Raw genomic sequence first — 14911 nt, forward strand, 5'->3', positions numbered from 1 at the left:
TGGAATACTACAATTCCTTTAGGTATCAATGGGGATTAAAAAGAATGACCCCAGAACAATTCCGGGGTCACCTCTTAGCTGCTTAGGTCCTTTTATTAAACTGTCTATTTTTAAGGGTACAGTTCAAAACAAGGTCAAGCTGTCATTTTTTTGGACTGTATTAGTTCTCGTTGGAGTAGTTTTTATCTTATAATACGATCGGGGGCGATTGCTGCACAAGTAATCGCTCTTTGAATGTATTGTTAGTAATTTGAAACCAATTGGTTAATAAAATCGTAATTTCAATAAGTTAGTTGTACAATGGCGATGTATAACAATAGGTGAATGAGGTTGAAACTCCTAATCCAAGATAAAGGAGCTGAAAAATATGGGAGCTTTTTTTATAATTCTATTGCTTGGATTACCAATAATCGGTATCCTGATTTGCCAACGGATGTCGGAACGCGAACGTAAACCTGAGTTTCATCAATTATCCTTTGACGAGGCTGAAGAAAAAGTCCGTAAAAGACTACTTTTTTTGATGAAGATGAATAAGTTTTTCATAGACGATGACCAACACATGTATCCTTTTTTATGTACATACGAAATGACACCTTATGTTCTTTTAGCAAAGAAACGAACAGATGACAAAGCGATCGAAATACACAATGGTGAAGCGGGTTTTTTTAAAGGAATTACACTTTATTATTCACTTACAGATAAAACATTTAAAGAACCTTTAAACATTGGAGATAAATCATATACCTACACAATCGTTAGAATAGATAATTGTATGCTTAATGGTGATAATTTTAACGTTCGCTTGAACGAGATATATAAATAATTTTGTATTGAATTTGTTCAATAATCGGGGGCGTTGATCTAATATGGATTACGGCTCAATTGTTCAATTTCCTCTAACGAAAAAATAGAAGTGAGTTTGATAAGTAACCTTAGTCGGAGGTTTTCCGGATTATGAGAACAATAAACTTTACGGTCTTGCCGCCACCAAAAGTATTAAGACGCGATCTAGAGTGCTTTCGGATAGCCTCGTATACTGGCAGTGAAGCACTTGAGGTTAAAGTGTGTCCAAATGGTCTTCCTGGTATTGTGTTCCAGCTTTCTACCGATGATTCTGCTGCTATAGACCGTATTACGACCTGCTCGGCACAAGTCTCGAATATCCCCAAATTGTTTCTTCATGGGCAAGGTTCGGAACCTAGTGTCATGCACTTCAGAAACAAGCCGTATACGACAATACAAGTTGTCTTCAAGTCTCATGCGCTCTATACCCTGTTTGGTATGGATGCATCCTCGCTTGACCAAGGTTTTCTAATACCCGATCAATTTGGCGCAAAAGAGCTTGAGAAACATCTTATAGCTACCAGAACAAATTCCGAGCGAATTACAATGCTCGGAGAATTCCTGATCACAAAGCTGGAGCAATCGGATAAAAGAGATGAACTCATCGAGCAAGCACTGGGTTTTATTCGTTTGCATATTTCAACTGTCAAAGTGAAAGATTTATTGTCGGAATTTCATATTTCGGAGCGCCAATTCCAGAAGCGCTTTGCCAGGGTCGTTGGTATGCCACCCCAGTTGTACATTCGAGTAAAGCGAGTGAATGAGGCACTGAGGATGATGAATACAGGGAAGTACGAACGGTTTTCAGATATCGCTTATGCGCTTGATTATTACGATCAATCGCATTTTATCCGTGACATCAAAGCGTTTTCCTGGGTTACGCCGAAAAGCATTACGAATAAGGTAAGTGAATTCCATAACGATGAGGCAGGGTCATCGTATTTATAAAATAGATGACGGTTTTGTACAATTTTAAATCACTCTTTCCAATTATAATGGGTATGAAAAAACTTAAGGAAGGAGTATATTACAATGCGTAAAGTCAAAATGATCAACCGAGTTTCAATTGATGGTTATTTTGCGAGTCTAAACGAAATGACTGGAGGTATGGACTGGTTCGTCCCGGACAACGAGGTGGATCAAACGACTCACGAGATGGTGAAGGCAGATACGCTCATAGTGGGTAAGGATACTTTTGAGTTGTTCGAGGCTTCATGGCCGCCTGTTCTGCGAGACCCGAACACCCCTAAAGAAATGAAAGCGTTGGCGCAAGAGCTGACTGACATGAGGAAAATTGTCTTCTCAGAGACGATGAAGGAGTCTGACTGGGAGAACACTGAATTTTATAATAGCAATATAATTGAAGTTGTGAAAATGCTTAAGCAAGAAGAAGGATCTGACATTCTCATCATGGGGAGCAGCACCGTCGTGCAGCAACTTACGAATGCTGGCCTGATAGACGAGTATGTGTTCATTATGACACCAGTCATCGCTAGCGAAGGAAAGCCACTTTTTAAAGAGGTTTATCAAAAGGAGCTTACGTTCCTCAAAGCCAAGAGCTTTGCCTCTGGCAATGTGCTGCTGCACTACGCTGTTGCTGAATAGTTCACGGTATGTTGGTAAAACCATGCCTGTGGTAGCCGAGTGCTCCCACAGGCATATTGGACCTTGCCAGAAGTAGAGGTTTTTCCTATGAATAAGAATAACTTGAGGTGAGAAAACAAATGAACCTGGAACTGATGGATATTTTTCGAATGGAATTTGACTTTAGTTGGGATACTGAGACCTGGTTTTTACCTTTAGAATCTGCCCTTAAGGGTTTAGATTCCACAGATGCAAGCTGGCAACCACCTGGAGGAGGGAATACCATTTGGCAAACTGTGAATCATCTGAATTATTACAACGCCTTGCTTGTCAGACAGATCAATGACACAACCCCTGGAAAAAAGACATCTGATAGGAAGCCCTCATTCGGAGATATCGGGGAACCACCAGATTCTAAATGGAAGGAGATCTTCGCAGAGAATACATTTGGAGATAGCGGAGACCCGACAGATTCTGAAAAATGGAAGGCAGTCTTGGCAGATACTCACCTCATTTGTGAAAATTTGCGTAAATTACTAGCACAAGTCAATGACATTCAGCTGGATGAGGAACGTGTCGGGGTTCTGGCTCGTCAGATTTTGCACAACGTATACCACATAGGGCAAATTGTATTGATTCGCAAACAACAAGGTTCTTGGCCAAAGGAGCGAGAATAATTTGTATAGTTACATAAAGTTGTTTTCCTTCCTTTGCTGCATCGATGATCACTTACAGTTCTAAATCAAAGTAAATGTTCTTTTTACCCATTCTGTATCCTTATAGGCTTTAGCGATTCCAAACTGAAGGATATCCTTCTTCTTTACAATCTTTATACGAATAGAAACAACGGATTCAGATGCTAAAGGAAATGGACGCAGAGAAACATGCTTGGAATCGGCCCATTCCGCGACGATTTTTCGTCCGTCTGCAAAAGGAAACCTTTGCCGAAACCCCTCTTTAAACCAAGAAAATTCTTCCTCCTTAGGAGTACCTGGTTCTTGCATGCACAAATATAAAGAGAGATCATCACAAAATTGGACCATCAAAAAGTGATCATTCAATATGTCTTCATTATCCGGGAGATCCAATTGTTCCATCAATCGGTGCTGTCGGGCTTTTTCCTGTCTCGAGAATTCAATGGCGGCAGGCTCCTTTGCTCCGATCAAAAAGGAGTGGTAGTGGAGGCTGCACAGCAATCCAGCGTAAGTCGACTGTTTCTCAACTTCATTGATTCCTTTTTTATAAAAAGTAAGCTTGGGAATCAGTGGGAAATCGATGAAGGAATAAGGACTTTTGTCTTTATCATTCCAAAAAGGCGTTTCATCCAGATCGATCCAGGCACGATCATGTTGTGCAATGGCAAAATTCACTTCGCCCCATCTCTCTGTACCTCTGATATAGTCAGGATTCCAATGTTGAGCGATATCCCCTGAAAGAAGGCCGTGATTATGTTGCGGAATCATTACCCAATCGTCTTCTCTCTCATAGATGACCAAAATATCCCTCCATTATCTATATTAATTAATGTTGTTCTTCTACTATATTTCAAATATTGACAAGTAGGCAAGAGCTACAAAAGTAGTCATATCAGAAGTAATCGTTCCAAAATGGGCAAAGGTTTTTTATATTGTTTTCGCATATATGTTTTTCTTAAAGGAAAAAGTATGCAAGAAAGGAGATGGCATAATGGAAAAGCGAAAGAAAGAGGAGCCGACAGTTGCCCCTGGTATGGATGATTACGAACAGCTGAAAAAAGATGCGACAGAAGAAGACATTAAGAAAGGTGACTCTACGACAGTCACCAGGCTTTCTTTGGATGAAGTAGACCCAAGCTGATAAGAGTTGTGAAAAACAAAAATTGATAGAAAGGGTTGTCCGAAAGAAGAGTGTCAGACACCTCCAACACAACATTTTGTTTCAAAAACATGCATTTTATCAAAAAGTTGTAACGTTCGGAGAGTCTCAGACACTTATTGGACAGCCCTTTTTTGGGGACCTGTTCAATTGCTTTTTGATTCGTTCATCTTGATAAGATGATAGTAGATGATTTGCAGAATTTGAGCTGACATATAGATCGGGGCTGACCAAAACATTTTAAAACCTTTTTCATAATGAAATATTCCAACCTTTATTGCGATCCATTCAATAAGCAACGATATACCTAACCATATCAAAAGATATACGACTGTCATGTACCCTTTGATGTTCAGTTTTGCATAAAGGTATATGAAAAAATAACTATAAGGTCCATACATGAGGTAGCTGAGAAAATCGATGAATTGATAACCTGAATTATCATTCACATCATAAAAATCCCAGGGAGGCACACTGATGGTATGATCATAGAACATCCCGATGAAGAACCCATATACAAAATGTGCAGTCCCTTCAATAAATGAGAAAATTTTTGGCGTTATCCAAATGAGAAAAATGAATAACACGAGACTGACGATGACAAACCATTCATTAGAATCAAATGAATTTTCATATACCTTCATGTCGATGCTCCCAGTGATCGAAACAAATTATTTTTGCAAGTCCTATACCAATCAAAAAGTAGGTTGTATCCACCAAGGTATGATGAAATAAGGTGATTTTAACAAAATCGATGACATTAAAATATTCGGATAGGAAATTTAACCCTGCAATTACAGGTATGGAACAAATATAAATGATGATACGTTTCCCCCCAGAAGGAGTCCGTAAATAAATATTGACAAAAATGAGCACCAGTAAAGGAATCAATATTTCCCGATTAATAAGGAAAAACAAAAATAAAAATTGATCTTCTGTCGTATGAATGACTTTCCAATTCAGTGACATTAATGTACTGATATTTTTAGTCAATATGGAAATCACCATAAACAACAGTGAATTTTGTAAGAATGACAGACTTTTGGTAAGAAAAAAGAAAAAGAGGGAAACCAAAATAGTCACGGTGATGATAGTTGGTAAAGCGATATGAATCATTCTTTTTCTCCTTTCTCATTAAAATTCTATTACCTGAAGATATGGAGAATCATGAATCAATCGGACTCTTTTTTCTTTATAAGCTTATCTTTATCAGTCGTACCTGGAGGCTCTTCAAGCCAAGCATTCTGGATCATCAAATCCGCGCCATCTTTTGCGAATTGAGCAATTTCAAGAGACAGACGTTGATAATTTGTGATCAAATCGCTTCTCTGGCTTGCCGCAGCAGCAGTTGCATAATTGCCTATACCTGCAGCACTCATGAAACCGATTTGGAAAAGTGCTAGTTTGTCTGAGAAAGGCGGCGTTGTAGAATCGGTAACAGAGGCATCAGATGTAACCGGCGGCTGGATGTAATTGTCCAGAAGAGATTTCGTGAAAATTTGGACATGTTTCTTTGAAATATCCCTCCCTCTTTTCATGTACTCCTGTATTTCTTCCCTGGGTGAAATTTGGGCAAAGCTCAAGGAGAGTTTGCTTCCGATGAGGTTCGTCTGGATATTCATGTATAAATGGGAAATTTCCACTGAGTTCAACGGCCTCTGCCTACTGAATAGAGATACCCCGCTTAAGTACTTTTTGGAGTCCACAAAATCGGTTTTTTCGGGATATTCAATATAAGGGGCTCGGACAAAAACACCTTTCGAAAGGGCGATTTGTGAACTTAACTCATATAACTTAGCAGACTCTTGGAGGCCTTCTATGTACATCAATCTGATATCCTCCCGGGAGCTCATAGAGACGAATCCACTGTAACCAAGCATACCGATTTTTGCCATATGGTTGATGTAGGTCAAAAGGAATACATCACTATAAAGGCGTGGAGCATTTAAATTCACGTCACTTTCAAGAGTAAAGCCGACTGGTACAGGGATATCTTCCTCATTGAATATCTTTGTATACTTTTCAAGGTGATCCGATGAAATATCATAAGCAAGCTGTATTACTGGTCTGATTTCTTGATCATCAATAATGGTTAGAAAGTAACTCATTACACATTTTGACATGCTGTCCTGCATATAACCCGTCCAAACCGAAGCGATTTCAGAAGCAGTCAATGGTATTTTTTCAGTCATTGAGGAACCTCCACACAATATTTGTCATCATATAAATGATATTCTGTGTAAAAATTCGTATATTATAACTGCTACCGAGAGAACTTTTGATATAAAAAAGTATGCCCATAGAAAGTTGCTTCACATAAATGGAAACTGTTTATTCGTTTTTATTGGATGTTCGAACACATATGAGAGTAAAAAAGACAAAGTTATAGGTAAAACAGTTAACTCTTGATAATATCAATTTGCATTTACGATTCTATTTTAAACAAAAATCAACCCCCGTATATAAAAAATACGGGGGCTATTCTATACTATTGATATAATATGGTTTTTCATCTACTTGTCTTTTCTTCTGACACCTGTAGGTCGAAACCCCGGTTTTTCTTCAATTTCATAAGTAGTATCGAGTTCTTTCGAAAGCTCAACTTCTTCCTCATTCATACCACTAGTTTGATTCGGGACTTGTGAAATTTTCTTTTTATTATTATTACCTTTTCGGCCATGATCATCTCTTCCCATGAAACAACCTCCTTTCATGGGTTTAGAATACGAAAATGACAAATTATTTATTCAAATTTGCTATTCTTAACTCCTTTAACACACTAAAAATTCTGGGTACCAAAAATGCGTAAGCGGCTGGAAGATTGTTTGAGTTATTAGTAACCGTCACATTAACCTGTTCAAAGGCGGAAATATAAAATTGGACCCAAACATGATTAGGATTCGAAAGCTAATATTAGAAGACTTACCACATATGTATGACTGGATTAGAAATCACTTTTGAAAAATTTTTGTCAACTATTAGTAAAGGGGTTCTTTGTGTTGAAAAACATTCCTAGTACAAAACAGAATATTGAGTATTTGTTAATTTTCATAACATAAATTCAGCATTTTTTGTGGCTACAAAAAATAATCACGATACCTTCTAGTCAAACAATTTTAGATTTCAATAATTTCTTTTTCACTTAAAGCGAAATGAAAAAGAGTGGATTTTCATGTTAGGTCCAGGAAGTTGGATAATCATAGGAGTTGAAGCTTTACTAATTTTTGGTCCCAAGAAATTACCTGAACTCGGAAAAGCTGCTGGTAAATTACGTAAAGAGAAACTAGATTAAGAGAGGATAACTGACATTGGACTTGCTGATTTTTATTAAAGCAATCATTTTAGGAATGGTGGAGGGGTTGACTGAGTTTGCACCGATCTCTTCTACAGGTCATATGATCATCGTTGATGACATGTGGCTGCAATCAAGGGAATTCTTGACAAAGTATGTCGCAAATACCTTTAAGGTCGTCATTCAGCTCGGATCGATTTTAGCGGTTGTCGTCGTTTTCTGGAAAAGGTTGATTGGCTTGGTCAGCTTTACAAGACCCAGAAAGAATGCAGTTAATGAGGGAGAACAACTCAAATTATCCCAGGTCATCGTTGGGTTATTGCCAGCAGGTGTTTTAGGAGTATTGTTTGAAGACTATATCGATGAATATTTGTTTTCTACAGAAACTGTATTGATCGGGCTAGTCATAGGAGCGTTCTTTATGATTTTTGCAGATGTGTTCGCAGCGAAAGTGCCGACTGCTATGACAGTTGACCAGATTACTTACAAACAAGCATTTACGGTCGGAATCATTCAGTGCTTCTCGTTATGGCCTGGATTTTCCCGTTCAGGATCGACAATCTCAGGCGGGGTCCTGGTTGGGATGAGCCATCGGGCAGCAGCTGATTTCACTTTCATCATGGCAGTACCGATCATGGCAGGTGCGAGCTTCTTATCACTTCTGAAAAATTGGCAATACTTCTCAATGGATGCTTTACCTTTCTTTATTGTCGGCTTCATCAGTGCTTTTCTATTCGCTTTACTCTCAATACAATTCTTTTTGAAAATCATCAGCAAAATCAAACTAGTTCCCTTTGCGATCTATCGGATTGTTCTAGCTGGTGTTGTATATTTGATCTACTTTTAAAAAGGGACTAAAAGAGTCAGCTTCATCAAAGACCTTTTAATGACTATTTTCAATTTTGAATTAACGAATAAACGATCAAGTAGATAATATATACCAGTTCTAATGGAATCCTTCTACCATATAAAGAAAGGAAACATAATCAGAAAAACGATATACTTCCTTCTTTGGAATTAGAATATAATAATTCTAAAAAGAATTGGTTAAGCCCTGTTTTCATCAAATAATGATTAAGTTAGATCTCATAATTTTGACTTTAATTTTCATCTATAAACTAAATGACGCATTAAACGTTCAAGTGGTCCATTAATATGGAATTTTTCTAAAATGGATGCGATTACTACAGCTAATAGCCATATGGATATAGCAACAAGTGTGACTCCAGTGTTGGTCAATACTCCTCCTAAACCTAATGCTACGGGCGACAATAGGATGACCAACAAGGTTTCATTCAGAATAAAAAATGTGAGTGAACGTTTCCCTAAAGCAGTCATTGACCTAGTGATCCAACCCGGATTTTCAATGAAATTACCAATCATTCCGAATAAAGCTGCATATCCCATTCCACCAGCAGTCCCTGTTACAATTTGAACGCCATAAATGATTCCAGCTACGAAAAAACTTGGTTCCCAAATTTCATTGATCATGACTAAAGGAAGAGCACCAAAAATTGATATGGTCATTCCAATTGCAGTGATTTTTTTTAATGTTCGATGGTGCAGATGCGAATCAATTAATAGACGTTTTCTTCCAGCCCATATACCTATAAGTACTGACGGCAGAATAGGGAAAAGAAAATGAATGAAGACAGGGATGACAGGAAAGTAAAAAATGGCTTCCGTTAACGATTGTATATACCGATCATTCGCCGAAAAGTCAGAGCCAAACCCATAGCTGCCGATTTCATTTAAAAAAGACCCCCATATAAATGGAAGATAGAGAATGAAAATGAAAGTGACGATGGTTGTCACTTTGATTAATGTATTGTTAGGGCGCAATAACAACCAACCCACAAGAATACCGGCAACACCATAGGCCATTAATATATCTTGACCACCGATAAATACGGCCAAGATAAAACCGAACAAGATTAAATAGAAACATCTTCTTCTAATTGTTTGTATGGCTTCTTTTTTAGAATTCCCTTTTGTAAGCTGTTTTTCAAATACCATGGCTAATCCGTAGCCAAATAATACAGCAAACATAGGTCGTGCTCGATTGTCTATCAGTAGTTCTCCTAAAGAGTTTAATAGCTTATCTAGAAAAGTAACACTTTCCGGGCGGCTCATGACCCCTGGTTCAGAACTGTATAGAAATAATGGTGCATGGGCAAGTACGATTAACAAAAGCATGAAGCCTCTGGCTAAATCTAATGAAATCGCTCGCTTTGTTGAAGTTAGATTTCGTTGTAGGTGCATATTGCTTTTCCCCTTGAATCTTTTATAATGAGTCTTATTTCATTTATCACCATTCTTCAATCTTAAATCCATTATTAATAAACTTGCATTAAAAGTAAAGATAACTGTAGTTACCTTTGCCCACATCCCCTAGTTGCACGATAATTGACGCGTTTGGTCTTTTCCCAGCTGCGATGATCTTATTAGCAAAGGTTTTCATCATGGGATTGATTCTTACAAGTTTGAGAGTCTATTCTAGAAGAAGGTTATGAAAATTGAAAATAGTGAAGATTTACATTTAAAATGACGGTGTACTTATTATTAACCGTACTGGATCCAACTTCTATAAATACACCGTTTAAAAATGTTATAGATGGACTTGCAGCAGAAGAGGATATCTGGAAACCATGAAACACAAGAGGAGGCTAACAGTGTTTAAAGGGACAGGAGCTAAAATTCTTGACGGCTCACCAAATTATTTCGTGATAGAAGACATCGGGCAGGTATCAACCATCAACCAATTTGAAAAACTTCTGCACGACCTATACGGCTATGTACAAATGAAGGATATTCAATCTGTCAAAATCGTTTTAAACGAACGAGAAGCATCGAACAATGAGTATCTGAATTTAATGGATGATTACAACTTTTTGAAACACGATACACAATGTTTTTATAAACGGGACCTGAATTCTGTAGATGCTTCCGAACTGGTACCATCCATTGATTTCAAATCAATTGAACAAGCATCCGATGACTTATTTAAAAATGTATGGCAAAAAGTCGTGACCGAGTCCCTAAACGCTCCTCCATCACTTTCCATTGAGAAGGAATTTGAAGGCATGAAAACTGAACTTGGTCCTAATTACATAAAAAACTGTTTGATCGCTTATCATGAAAAAGTTCCGATCGGGATTACGATACCCCACATTGAACCAGGTACCATTGATGAAGGCAGACTCTTCTATTTTGGATTGGTTCCAGAATATCGAGGTAAGAAATGGGGATGGCACTCCACAAACTTTCCTTGCAATTTCTGAAAAGTATAGGAGCCACATACTATATCGGTGCAACCGGATATCGAAATATCCCTATGCAACGTATCTTTCAACTAAACGGTTGTATAATGTTCGAAAAGAAAGTCATCTTTCGATTGAATAGACATTCTACTTGAACTTTTTTCCACAGAACGATGCTATATAAGATATAAGGAGCAAACGTTATTATAATCTTGAAATTTGGGGGATAATTCATGAGAAAATTTGTAGTAGTTTTAAAAGATAAAAAGAAAGGTGACCTGACAGATAAGCTTTTGGGTCAACATATAGAACATCTGCAAAAGTTGAACCAAAAATCAAACCTGCTTATTTGTGGCCCCTTTAAGGATGATGAAAAGGCTATGCAAATATTGATCTGTAATACCATGAAAGAGGCAATAGCTCTTGTTGAGAGTGACCCTTTTGTCCAAGAAGGTTATTATGGTGATTATGAAATAAATGAGTTGATCGAAGCGAATGAGGATAATAATTGGTTGGTCAATAAGTGAATTTCAGGAAAGGAATGGATATCGGATGACATTGCGAGTAGCGCCCAATCTAATGATGGACGGAAACGCAAAGGAAGCGATCCAATTTTACAAAGACATATTGGATGCTGAAGTGCTGTCTATTACAACCTATGCAGATATTGCAGAATTTCCAGGAATGTCTTTCTCGGAAAAAATATTGGACCGTATAGCTTATGCAACATTAAAAATCGGACATACAGAGCTAAAGATTTATGACTCACCAGGATTTTCCCGTCAAATAGGAAATCAAGTAGCCATCCATTTAACTGCGACCGACCCTGTAAAAACAAAGCAAATTTTTGAAGCTTTCCAGGAGGAAGGTAAGGTGATCGGCCCCTTAGAGAAAACTTCCTTCACCTCCGCTCAGGGTATGGTAATGGACAAGTTCGGTGTAACATTCACAATTGTGACTGACAATTAAAATAAGTGTACGGTTTAGGGATAATCAATAATCGGGTGCTTATCAGTAGAATCAAGGGGGAGTAAATTTTGTTGCACGATTTAAAAGGACACTCTAATATGGAGCCAGTTGTTGGATTATTATATTCGACGGTTCATGAAAACTTCCAGCGGCTTAAAAGAATTACGGAAGATATGTCACAAGAGGAATTAGATTATAATGGTCCGGATGGTGACTTCAATAGTACAGCACAGTTACTAAAGCATTTAGCCTATGTCGATCTGAAATGGGTATATAGATTGAAAGGTGAAACGATTCCAGATTGTTTGATGGAAAAATACGGACCAGAATTAGATAGTAACAACCAACTCCCGATGATTAAAGGTCAAAGTTTAAACAAACTGATTCTGGACTATGAAGAGGTATTAAAAATGTTAAACGATACATGTTCACAATTAAAGGATATTGACTTAGATAAAATTGTAAACTATGAAACTGGAAAAAGAGCAACAATCCGTTGGGGAATATGGCACATGTCCGATCATAGTAGATATCACCAAGCACACATAAACCAACTAAGAAAGTGGTATGAGTCGCATTAACCTGGTTTGAAATTTGGGAAATATTATCGAGGCTTTCGTTGAGTATGAGGGGAAACTTCTGATTAATAAGAAGTTCCCTCATTTTTAATTGAAATTAAAGAACATAAAGATTCAAGTGGAATAAATTATTAGACTAGTGACACTCCTTTATCCAACAACTCGCGGATTCCTTCGCCGATTATTTCAATGCCTAACGGGATGTTCTTGTCTTTTACCTGGGACACACTCAATCGGATCCGGTTTTCCTTTCGGTAGTTTGAGAGATACATAGCTGTTGCATCTTGTACGAGTACATTCTTATCTTTAAGATGATCCACCAGCTTTTTCGCTTTCATTCGTTCCGGTAGTTCAATGGTCGAATAAAAACCGGAGTCTCCGCCAGTAACCCCGGCTTCTGGAGGAAGGTACTCAAGATAAGCCTTTTTGAGGAGGGTACCTTTCCTTTTGTAATATTGTCTGAGCTTCTGAATGTGCGACTTGTACATCCCGCTTTGCAAATAGATTTCCAGAGCACCTTGTGTGATGACAGGCGTGTGGACATCTGCTGCAAATTTCGCTCTGGCAAAGCTGTCAAGCAAAACTTCAGGCAAGACGGCAACGCCTAGCCTCAATCCAGGCAAAAGGACTTTAGAGAAACTCTTTGTATAAATGACTCTGCCAGACGGATCATAAGCATACATAGGATCCGCCTTTCTTTTTGTATCCAGATCCCCCATATAATCGTCCTCAATGATGTATACATCGTATTTCTGTGCGAGTTCTACGATTTTCTTCCTCTCATGATTGGAATAGCTATATCCTGTAGGATTCTGAAATCTCGATACAGTATAAAACAATTTGATTTCTCGTTCTTTAAAAATTCGTTCCAAATGGGTGAAATCAATTCCTTCGTTCGTTATTTCAATCCCACTGATTTTCAGATCACGGGAGGTAAGAGATTGGATGAAACTAGGGTGCGTCGGCTGTTCCGTGCAAATTTCGTCCTTCCCATTCGGAAAAGGAAGGGAGATGAGAAGATCGAGGGCTTGCTGCGAACCGGACACGACACAGATCCGTTCAGGTGGAGCAAAAACCTGTAGATCCTGTAATTGTTTTGAAAGTTGTTTTCGTAATTGATCAATCCCCAACGGTTCTGAGTAATGGAACATTTCCTCTTTATACAATTCAATTGCCTGGTTCATACAATGCTGGTAATCACGGTATGGCATCCGGCTTCGGTCAGGTCCAGCCGAAGTGAAATCAATCAGTTCTTTATGTGAATTGTTCCTAGATTGATTACCACCAACAAGAAAATAGCCACTCTTCGGTACTGAATAAATCCTATGCTGTTTCTCTAACTCAGTGTAAGCCTTAATGACTGTATTGATGCTGCATCGGAGTTCTTTGGATAATCTTCGGACTGAAGGAAGACGTTCACCGGGTTTCAGGTGCCCTTCGCTGATTCTTTCCTCGATTTCCTTGATCGTCTCTTCGTATTTCTTTTCCATTTTTCCTTCCTCCCTATCACATCTGTAAGGGTACAGATGACGAAAACATCGCTTTCTGGGCTTGGACTTTCTGAGTATAGTATAAGTTATCAACGACGAGGTGACATCATGTGAAAATACCAATTTAGGAGGAAGAAGATGAAATTTTTTCGTTCAGGTTTGTTTGTATTGCTGTCACTCATGCTCGTTTGGACTGGGATGTCAACAGATACGAGTGCACAGGGGAAACATGAAAAAGAATTGGACATCGAGGCTTTATTCAATGGAAAAGATGGGACCATGGTATTGAAAAATCTCAAAAATGACAACGTTTTTGTGTACAACCAGGAGAGAAGCAGGGAAAGGTTCACGCCTGAATCGACGTTCAAAGTACCGAACGCCTTGATCGGACTCCAAACATCAGCGGTCAGAGATGAATATGAGGTTAAACGGTGGGATGGCATAACCAGGGAATTTGAGGATTGGAATCGGGATCATACACTTGCTTCAGGTATGAGACATTCTGTGATCTGGTACTATCAAGACATGGCCCGTGATATCGGAGAAGAACGAATGGAAAAGTATGTGAACCTTATAAACTATGGAAATCAAGATATCTCCGGCGGAATCGATACATTCTGGCTGGACAGCAGCCTTGAGATTACTGTAAGAGAACAATTGGACTTCATCGAAAAATTAGTCAAGGAACAACTGCCCTTTGAAGAGGAACATCAGAAAACGGCAAAACGGATGATGATTGACGAGGAACAAGATGCGTACACACTCCATGGAAAGACTGGAACAAGACTTTCAGATTTCGGGTTAGGCTGGTATGTCGGTTTCATCACCACAGAAAAAGACACCTGGGTGTTTGCAGTGAACCTCGACGGAACCGGAACCGAAGCAAAAAATATCGTCAAAGAGACCTTAAAGCAGATGGACATTATAAGTGAAGAACTTTAAGTATCACAAATGGGGACGTGCTTTTCATCAAGCCGTCCCCAAAGTTTCATTTGAAAATAGGTAACTAACGTAGAATAAATGGTTGATCAGTCTCTTCAT

20 protein-coding genes are annotated in these 14911 nt (G+C 38.4%); 13 read left to right on the plus strand and 7 right to left on the minus strand.

What is annotated here, in order from left to right; genetic code table 11:
- The 5 genes from N8M93_RS22935 to N8M93_RS19985 form a co-directional block, all read left to right on the plus strand.
- The coding region (locus N8M93_RS22935) for an IS3 family transposase (protein WP_396125745.1) at positions 1 to 86 on the plus strand (86 nt) is incomplete at its 5' end.
- Positions 87 to 367: 281 nt separating this feature from the next.
- A complete protein-coding gene (locus tag N8M93_RS19970; RefSeq protein ID WP_261134398.1) occupies positions 368 to 823 on the plus strand; it encodes a hypothetical protein in 456 nt (151 codons plus the stop codon).
- Between the two features lie 131 nt (positions 824 to 954).
- Entirely contained in the window at positions 955 to 1791 is an 837-nt protein-coding gene (locus N8M93_RS19975; protein ID WP_261134400.1) for an AraC family transcriptional regulator, read from the plus strand.
- An 84-nt stretch (positions 1792 to 1875) separates the two neighbouring features.
- Entirely contained in the window at positions 1876 to 2448 is a 573-nt protein-coding gene (locus N8M93_RS19980) for a dihydrofolate reductase family protein (RefSeq protein WP_261134404.1), read from the plus strand.
- Between the two features lie 119 nt (positions 2449 to 2567).
- Positions 2568 to 3104: a DinB family protein gene (locus N8M93_RS19985; RefSeq protein ID WP_261134405.1), complete on the plus strand. Its 537-nt coding sequence runs from the start codon at positions 2568 to 2570 to the stop codon at positions 3102 to 3104.
- 60 nt (positions 3105 to 3164) lie between these two features.
- On the opposite strand, the gene N8M93_RS19990 is transcribed toward N8M93_RS19985, so the two are convergent.
- A complete protein-coding gene (locus N8M93_RS19990; protein WP_261134406.1) occupies positions 3165 to 3923 on the minus strand; it encodes a DUF3891 family protein in 759 nt (252 codons plus the stop codon).
- Between the two features lie 190 nt (positions 3924 to 4113).
- On the opposite strand from N8M93_RS19990, the gene N8M93_RS19995 reads away from it, so the two are divergent.
- Positions 4114 to 4263 carry a hypothetical protein gene (locus N8M93_RS19995; RefSeq protein ID WP_261134407.1) on the plus strand — a complete coding sequence of 50 codons (150 nt, stop codon included), beginning with the start codon at positions 4114 to 4116 and terminating at the stop codon, positions 4261 to 4263.
- Between the two features lie 164 nt (positions 4264 to 4427).
- Here N8M93_RS19995 and N8M93_RS20000 read toward each other — a convergent pair whose 3' ends face one another.
- From N8M93_RS20000 to N8M93_RS20015, 4 genes are all read right to left on the minus strand, one after another.
- Positions 4428 to 4925, minus strand: coding sequence for a hypothetical protein (locus tag N8M93_RS20000; RefSeq protein WP_261134409.1), 498 nt, complete (start codon positions 4923 to 4925; stop codon positions 4428 to 4430).
- Positions 4912 to 5397: a hypothetical protein gene (locus N8M93_RS20005; RefSeq protein WP_261134411.1), complete on the minus strand. Its 486-nt coding sequence runs from the start codon at positions 5395 to 5397 to the stop codon at positions 4912 to 4914. The genes N8M93_RS20000 and N8M93_RS20005 overlap by 14 nt, the downstream gene beginning before the upstream one ends.
- 56 nt (positions 5398 to 5453) lie before the next feature.
- The gene (locus tag N8M93_RS20010; RefSeq protein ID WP_261134412.1) at positions 5454 to 6473 is read right to left on the minus strand and encodes a DUF3231 family protein; all 1020 of its coding nucleotides are present in this window, start codon (positions 6471 to 6473) and stop codon (positions 5454 to 5456) included.
- A 321-nt stretch (positions 6474 to 6794) separates the two neighbouring features.
- Complete coding sequence (locus N8M93_RS20015; RefSeq protein ID WP_261134413.1) at positions 6795 to 6977, minus strand: YfhD family protein; 183 nt, start codon at positions 6975 to 6977, stop codon at positions 6795 to 6797.
- Between the two features lie 476 nt (positions 6978 to 7453).
- Here N8M93_RS20015 and N8M93_RS20020 point away from each other — a divergent pair, with 476 nt between their 5' ends.
- Both N8M93_RS20020 and N8M93_RS20025 read left to right on the plus strand, forming a co-directional pair.
- Positions 7454 to 7573 carry a twin-arginine translocase TatA/TatE family subunit gene (locus N8M93_RS20020; protein WP_261134414.1) on the plus strand — a complete coding sequence of 40 codons (120 nt, stop codon included), beginning with the start codon at positions 7454 to 7456 and terminating at the stop codon, positions 7571 to 7573.
- Positions 7574 to 7628: 55 nt separating this feature from the next.
- On the plus strand, positions 7629 to 8420 hold the full coding sequence (locus N8M93_RS20025; protein WP_396125746.1) for an undecaprenyl-diphosphate phosphatase: 792 nt from the start codon (positions 7629 to 7631) through the stop codon (positions 8418 to 8420).
- 260 nt (positions 8421 to 8680) lie between these two features.
- Here N8M93_RS20025 and N8M93_RS20030 read toward each other — a convergent pair whose 3' ends face one another.
- The gene (locus N8M93_RS20030) at positions 8681 to 9835 is read right to left on the minus strand and encodes a DUF418 domain-containing protein (RefSeq protein WP_261134415.1); all 1155 of its coding nucleotides are present in this window, start codon (positions 9833 to 9835) and stop codon (positions 8681 to 8683) included.
- A 410-nt stretch (positions 9836 to 10245) separates the two neighbouring features.
- Between N8M93_RS20030 and N8M93_RS20035 the strand changes: the two genes are divergently transcribed.
- The 4 genes from N8M93_RS20035 to N8M93_RS20050 all read left to right on the plus strand — a co-directional run bounded on the left by N8M93_RS20035 (position 10246) and on the right by N8M93_RS20050 (position 12383).
- Positions 10246 to 10854: a hypothetical protein gene (locus N8M93_RS20035; protein WP_261134416.1), complete on the plus strand. Its 609-nt coding sequence runs from the start codon at positions 10246 to 10248 to the stop codon at positions 10852 to 10854.
- 212 nt (positions 10855 to 11066) lie between these two features.
- A complete protein-coding gene (locus N8M93_RS20040; RefSeq protein WP_261134417.1) occupies positions 11067 to 11360 on the plus strand; it encodes a YciI family protein in 294 nt (97 codons plus the stop codon).
- Positions 11361 to 11385: 25 nt separating this feature from the next.
- Positions 11386 to 11802 carry a VOC family protein gene (locus N8M93_RS20045; protein ID WP_261134418.1) on the plus strand — a complete coding sequence of 139 codons (417 nt, stop codon included), beginning with the start codon at positions 11386 to 11388 and terminating at the stop codon, positions 11800 to 11802.
- A 68-nt stretch (positions 11803 to 11870) separates the two neighbouring features.
- Positions 11871 to 12383, plus strand: a complete 513-nt coding sequence (locus tag N8M93_RS20050; protein WP_261134419.1) for a DinB family protein — start codon at positions 11871 to 11873, stop codon at positions 12381 to 12383.
- A gap of 128 nt (positions 12384 to 12511) precedes the next feature.
- Here the strand turns inward: N8M93_RS20050 and N8M93_RS20055 are convergent, their stop codons facing one another.
- A complete protein-coding gene (locus N8M93_RS20055) occupies positions 12512 to 13870 on the minus strand; it encodes a PLP-dependent aminotransferase family protein (protein WP_261134420.1) in 1359 nt (452 codons plus the stop codon).
- A 138-nt stretch (positions 13871 to 14008) separates the two neighbouring features.
- Here N8M93_RS20055 and blaOXA point away from each other — a divergent pair, with 138 nt between their 5' ends.
- Positions 14009 to 14812, plus strand: a complete 804-nt coding sequence (gene blaOXA / locus N8M93_RS20060; protein WP_396125741.1) for a class D beta-lactamase — start codon at positions 14009 to 14011, stop codon at positions 14810 to 14812.
- The last annotated feature ends 99 nt before the right edge of the window (positions 14813 to 14911 follow it).

The organism is Bacillus sp. Marseille-Q3570, assembly GCF_946151055.1.
GTDB lineage: Bacteria > Bacillota > Bacilli > Bacillales > Fictibacillaceae > Pseudalkalibacillus.

Coding starts and splice junctions, on each gene's coding strand:
- N8M93_RS19970 (WP_261134398.1), top strand. CDS start 368: ATGGGAGCTTTTTTTATAATTCTATTGCTTGGATTACCAATAATCGGT.
- N8M93_RS20015 (WP_261134413.1), bottom strand. CDS start 6,977: ATGGGAAGAGATGATCATGGCCGAAAAGGTAATAATAATAAAAAGAAA.
- N8M93_RS19985 (WP_261134405.1), top strand. CDS start 2,568: ATGAACCTGGAACTGATGGATATTTTTCGAATGGAATTTGACTTTAGT.
- N8M93_RS20040 (WP_261134417.1), top strand. CDS start 11,067: ATGAGAAAATTTGTAGTAGTTTTAAAAGATAAAAAGAAAGGTGACCTG.
- N8M93_RS20025 (WP_396125746.1), top strand. CDS start 7,629: ATGGTGGAGGGGTTGACTGAGTTTGCACCGATCTCTTCTACAGGTCAT.
- N8M93_RS19975 (WP_261134400.1), top strand. CDS start 955: ATGAGAACAATAAACTTTACGGTCTTGCCGCCACCAAAAGTATTAAGA.
- N8M93_RS19995 (WP_261134407.1), top strand. CDS start 4,114: ATGGAAAAGCGAAAGAAAGAGGAGCCGACAGTTGCCCCTGGTATGGAT.
- N8M93_RS20005 (WP_261134411.1), bottom strand. CDS start 5,397: ATGATTCATATCGCTTTACCAACTATCATCACCGTGACTATTTTGGTT.
- N8M93_RS20030 (WP_261134415.1), bottom strand. CDS start 9,835: ATGCACCTACAACGAAATCTAACTTCAACAAAGCGAGCGATTTCATTA.
- N8M93_RS20020 (WP_261134414.1), top strand. CDS start 7,454: ATGTTAGGTCCAGGAAGTTGGATAATCATAGGAGTTGAAGCTTTACTA.
- N8M93_RS20055 (WP_261134420.1), bottom strand. CDS start 13,870: ATGGAAAAGAAATACGAAGAGACGATCAAGGAAATCGAGGAAAGAATC.
- blaOXA (WP_396125741.1), top strand. CDS start 14,009: ATGAAATTTTTTCGTTCAGGTTTGTTTGTATTGCTGTCACTCATGCTC.
- N8M93_RS20010 (WP_261134412.1), bottom strand. CDS start 6,473: ATGACTGAAAAAATACCATTGACTGCTTCTGAAATCGCTTCGGTTTGG.
- N8M93_RS19980 (WP_261134404.1), top strand. CDS start 1,876: ATGCGTAAAGTCAAAATGATCAACCGAGTTTCAATTGATGGTTATTTT.
- N8M93_RS20045 (WP_261134418.1), top strand. CDS start 11,386: ATGACATTGCGAGTAGCGCCCAATCTAATGATGGACGGAAACGCAAAG.
- N8M93_RS20000 (WP_261134409.1), bottom strand. CDS start 4,925: ATGAAGGTATATGAAAATTCATTTGATTCTAATGAATGGTTTGTCATC.